3 protein-coding genes and 1 pseudogene are annotated in these 3,592 nt (G+C 49.0%); 3 read left to right on the top strand and 1 reads right to left on the bottom strand.

What is annotated here, in order from left to right:
• Positions 1–1,353: YadA family autotransporter adhesin (locus O3660_RS11525; protein ID WP_371465006.1), on the top strand; the 1,353-nt coding region annotated here is incomplete at its 5' end.
• A 239-nt stretch (positions 1,354–1,592) separates the two neighbouring features.
• On the opposite strand, the gene dusA is transcribed toward O3660_RS11525, so the two are convergent.
• Entirely contained in the window at positions 1,593–2,597 is a 1,005-nt protein-coding gene (gene dusA / locus O3660_RS11520) for a tRNA dihydrouridine(20/20a) synthase DusA (RefSeq protein ID WP_049329385.1), read from the bottom strand.
• Between the two features lie 216 nt (positions 2,598–2,813).
• On the opposite strand from dusA, the gene O3660_RS11515 reads away from it, so the two are divergent.
• Complete coding sequence (locus O3660_RS11515; RefSeq protein ID WP_003680049.1) at positions 2,814–3,434, top strand: L-threonylcarbamoyladenylate synthase; 621 nt, start codon at positions 2,814–2,816, stop codon at positions 3,432–3,434.
• A 57-nt stretch (positions 3,435–3,491) separates the two neighbouring features.
• Positions 3,492–3,592, top strand: a pseudogene (locus O3660_RS11510) (IS481 family transposase); the annotation flags it as partial.

The raw sequence follows: 3,592 nt of genomic DNA, 5'->3' as shown, positions 1-3,592 counted from the left end.
GACACCGGCGCTACTGGTGCTACCGGTGCTAAAGGCGATACCGGTGCAACCGGCGACAAAGGCGAAAAAGGTGACACCGGCGTAACCGGCGCAACTGGTGCTAAAGGCGATACTGGTGCAACTGGTGCTAAAGGCGATACTGGTGCAACTGGTGCTAAAGGCGATACTGGTGCAACTGGTGCTAAAGGTGATACCGGTGCAACTGGTGCTAAAGGTGATACCGGTGCTACTGGTGCTAAAGGCGATACTGGTGCAACTGGTGCTAAAGGTGATACCGGTGCTACTGGTGCTAAAGGCGATACTGGTGCAACTGGTGCTAAAGGTGATACCGGTGCAACTGGTGCTAAAGGTGATACCGGTGCTACCGGTGCTACCGGTGCTACCGGTGCTACCGGTGCTACCGGTGCAACTGGTGCTAAAGGCGATACCGGTGCTACCGGCGCAACTGGTGCTAAAGGCGATACCGGTGCTACCGGCGCAACTGGTGCTAAAGGCGATACCGGTGCTACTGGTGCTACCGGTGCAACTGGTGCTACCGGTGCAACTGGTGCTAAAGGTGATACCGGTGAAAACGGTAAGTCTGCTGAAGGTAAAGTTGAGCGTGATGAAGCTAAAGGTACTTCTACCATTACTATCAACAACTTCGATAAAGACGGTAAAGTCATCTCTACTACTACTGCAACCGTGAAAGACGGTAAAGACGGTAAAGACGGTAAAGATGCTGATGGCACCTTCGGTCTGGTTGACGAAACTGGTACTACTGACGGCTCTATCTCCAAAAAACTGAATAACACTATTCAGATTAAAGGTGATGCGGGTACTAAAGTTCAAGTATTCGACAAAGCAACCGGTAAGACTTCAGAGAAAGAAGTTCAAAACATCTTCGTTAAGAAAGACGGCGATGCGCTGAAAGCCAGCTTGAACCCTGATCTGACCGTTAACAGTGTTACTACTAATGAACTGAAGGCAGGTCCTGTAACCATCAACAAAGATGGTATCGATGCCGGCAACACTACTATTAAAAATGTTGCTCCAGGTAAGAACGGTACCGATGCGGTTAACGTTGACCAGCTGAACCAAAAATTCGGCGATGTGAACAGCAGTGTGAACAAGGTTGACAACAACGCCCGCGCAGGTGTGGCTCAAGCTCTGGCTACTGCCGGTCTGCCACAAGCTTACTTGCCAGGTAAGAGCATGCTGGCTATCGGTGGCAGTCACTACCGCGGTGAAACTGGTTACGCTGTCGGCCTCTCTAGCATTTCCGATGGTGGTCACTGGATCATCAAAGGTACTGCTTCCGGCAACTCACGTGGTCACTTCGGTGCTACCGTAGCAGTTGGTTACCAATGGTAATCTGACTTTCAGACGGCCTGAAAAGGCCGTCTGAAAAGACGAAGTAAAGTAAATGCGGCCTAATTTAGGCCGCATTTTTTTATGCTTAGATTATGTGTTGGTTTGATTCGATGAATTAATCGTTATAGTAGCTAAAGAGAAAATGAATATATCTTTAGCAGTCTGTTGCAATTTAAAAGGCCGTCTGAAACATCATTTGATGTTTCAGACGGCCTTTCATTTATTCACACTATACGCCATTAATCCCAAATATTTGCGCGTTCGACTTCTTTCCATGCGTCTAAAATCAGGCTGCCGTCGTTGTCTTTCAGCAAGGCGGCATCTGAGAGCATACGGCGCCAAGTACGGGCATTTTTTAGGCCGTGCATTAAGCCTAGTGCATGGCGGACGATGTGGCGCAGAATGGTACCGCGCCCTGAGGCGATTTGTTCGCGGCTGTATGCGTATAGCCAAGCTGCTAAATCAGCATATTGGATTGGCGCGTGTGTGTTGTTGTAAAACAGTGCATCCCAATCGCGCATCAGCATCGGATTGTGATAAGCCTCGCGCCCGATCATGACGCCGTCTACAAATTTCAGATGTTCGGCGATTTCTTCGTTGGTGGTAATACCACCGTTAATCAAAATTTCCAAGTCGGGAAACTCTTGTTTCAAGCGGTAGACGTATTCATATTTGAGTGGCGGAACTTCGCGGTTTTCTTTTGGGGATAAACCGTCCAGCCAAGCATTACGCGCATGGACGATAAATGTGCGACAGGCTGTTTTTTCGCGAAGCGTTCCCACAAAATCTGCCACAACTTGATATTCTGTCTGTCTGTCTACGCCGATGCGGTGTTTGACCGTTACCGGAATTTCAACTGCATCCTGCATCGCGTTCAAACAATCTGCCACCAAATCTACATCATTCATCAGGCAAGCGCCGAAAGCGCCTTTTTGTACGCGTGGGCTGGGGCAGCCGCAATTTAGGTTAACTTCGTTATAGCCATACGCCTCAGCCGCTTTGGCAGCGATTGCCAAGTCATGCGGATCTGAGCCGCCAAGCTGTAAAGCTACCGGTTGCTCGCCTTCGTTGAAACTCAAGAAGCGGTCTTTATCTCCGTAAACCACCGCGCCTGAATTGACCATTTCGCTATAAAGCCAAGCATTGCGTGTAATTTGTCGCGCCATAAAGCGATAGTGTCTGTCTGTCCAATCGAGCATAGGTGCGACAGACAAGCGGCGGGAAGGTAGGGAAGAGGCAGACATTGAGATGACTTTCAAACAAAATAACGCATTATATAGCGTATTAAATTGACTTTCGATATCGGCCGGTAAATCAAAATGATATATAAGGTATCACTAGGTGCAGCTGTGTTGTAGCTGAGGCTAAATCCATTCATTGTGGTGGAAATCCAATATTCAGACGGCCAAATAAGTTTTAAAATGTCAAACAACAAACCATTAGAATGATAAGGAAAAAACATGGCACAATTTTTCGCCATCCATCCCGATAATCCCCAAGACCGCCTCATCAAGCAAGCCGCCGATATTGTCCGCAGTGGCGGCGTTATCGTTTACCCTACGGATTCCTGCTATGCGCTAGGTTGCAAACTCGGCGACAAAAACGCGATGGAGCGTATTCTCACGATTCGCAAAATCGATCAAAAACACCATCTGACCCTGATGTGTGCTGATTTGAGCGAATTGGGTACTTACGCCAAAGTGGATAATGCCCAATTCCGCCAGCTCAAAGCAGCTACGCCCGGCAGCTACACCTTTATCCTGCAGGCAACCAAAGAAGTACCCAATCGCACGCTTCATCCCAAGCGCAAAACCATCGGCCTGCGTGTTCCTGATAACGCCACTGCCTTGGCACTTTTGCAAGAATTGGGCGAACCTATTTTAAGTTGCACCCTCATGCTGCCCGAAGACGACGAGCCATTGACCGATCCATACGAGATCCGAGACCGTCTTGAGCATGCTGTCGATTTGGTTATTGATGGCGGCTGGTGCGGTACTGAGCCGACGACGGTTATCGATATGACCGATGGTACTGAGCTGATTCGTCAAGGCAAGGGCGATATTGCCGTATTCGGCTTGTAAAACCATTTGTAGAAACTAGTAGCGTTGTTTACAGTATTTCCAGGAGAATACTGAAACATGAACATGCACAAAAACACCCGTCTCACCCCGCACCACCGCCAAGCCATTTGGCTGGCCTACACGCAGGGGAAGGAAAGCGTCACCTCCCTGGCACGCCG

Source organism: Neisseria sp. 27098_8_139 (assembly GCF_041433195.1).
In the GTDB taxonomy this organism is placed as follows: domain Bacteria; phylum Pseudomonadota; class Gammaproteobacteria; order Burkholderiales; family Neisseriaceae; genus Neisseria; species Neisseria subflava.
Note: the sequence above shows the minus strand (reverse complement) of the source record. Positions and strands in the feature narration are given on the sequence as shown.

Excerpts from the sequence above, each read along its gene's own strand:
- dusA (WP_049329385.1), bottom strand. The coding sequence starts at position 2,597 with ATGTCTGCCTCTTCCCTACCTTCCCGCCGCTTGTCTGTCGCACCTATG.
- O3660_RS11515 (WP_003680049.1), top strand. The coding sequence starts at position 2,814 with ATGGCACAATTTTTCGCCATCCATCCCGATAATCCCCAAGACCGCCTC.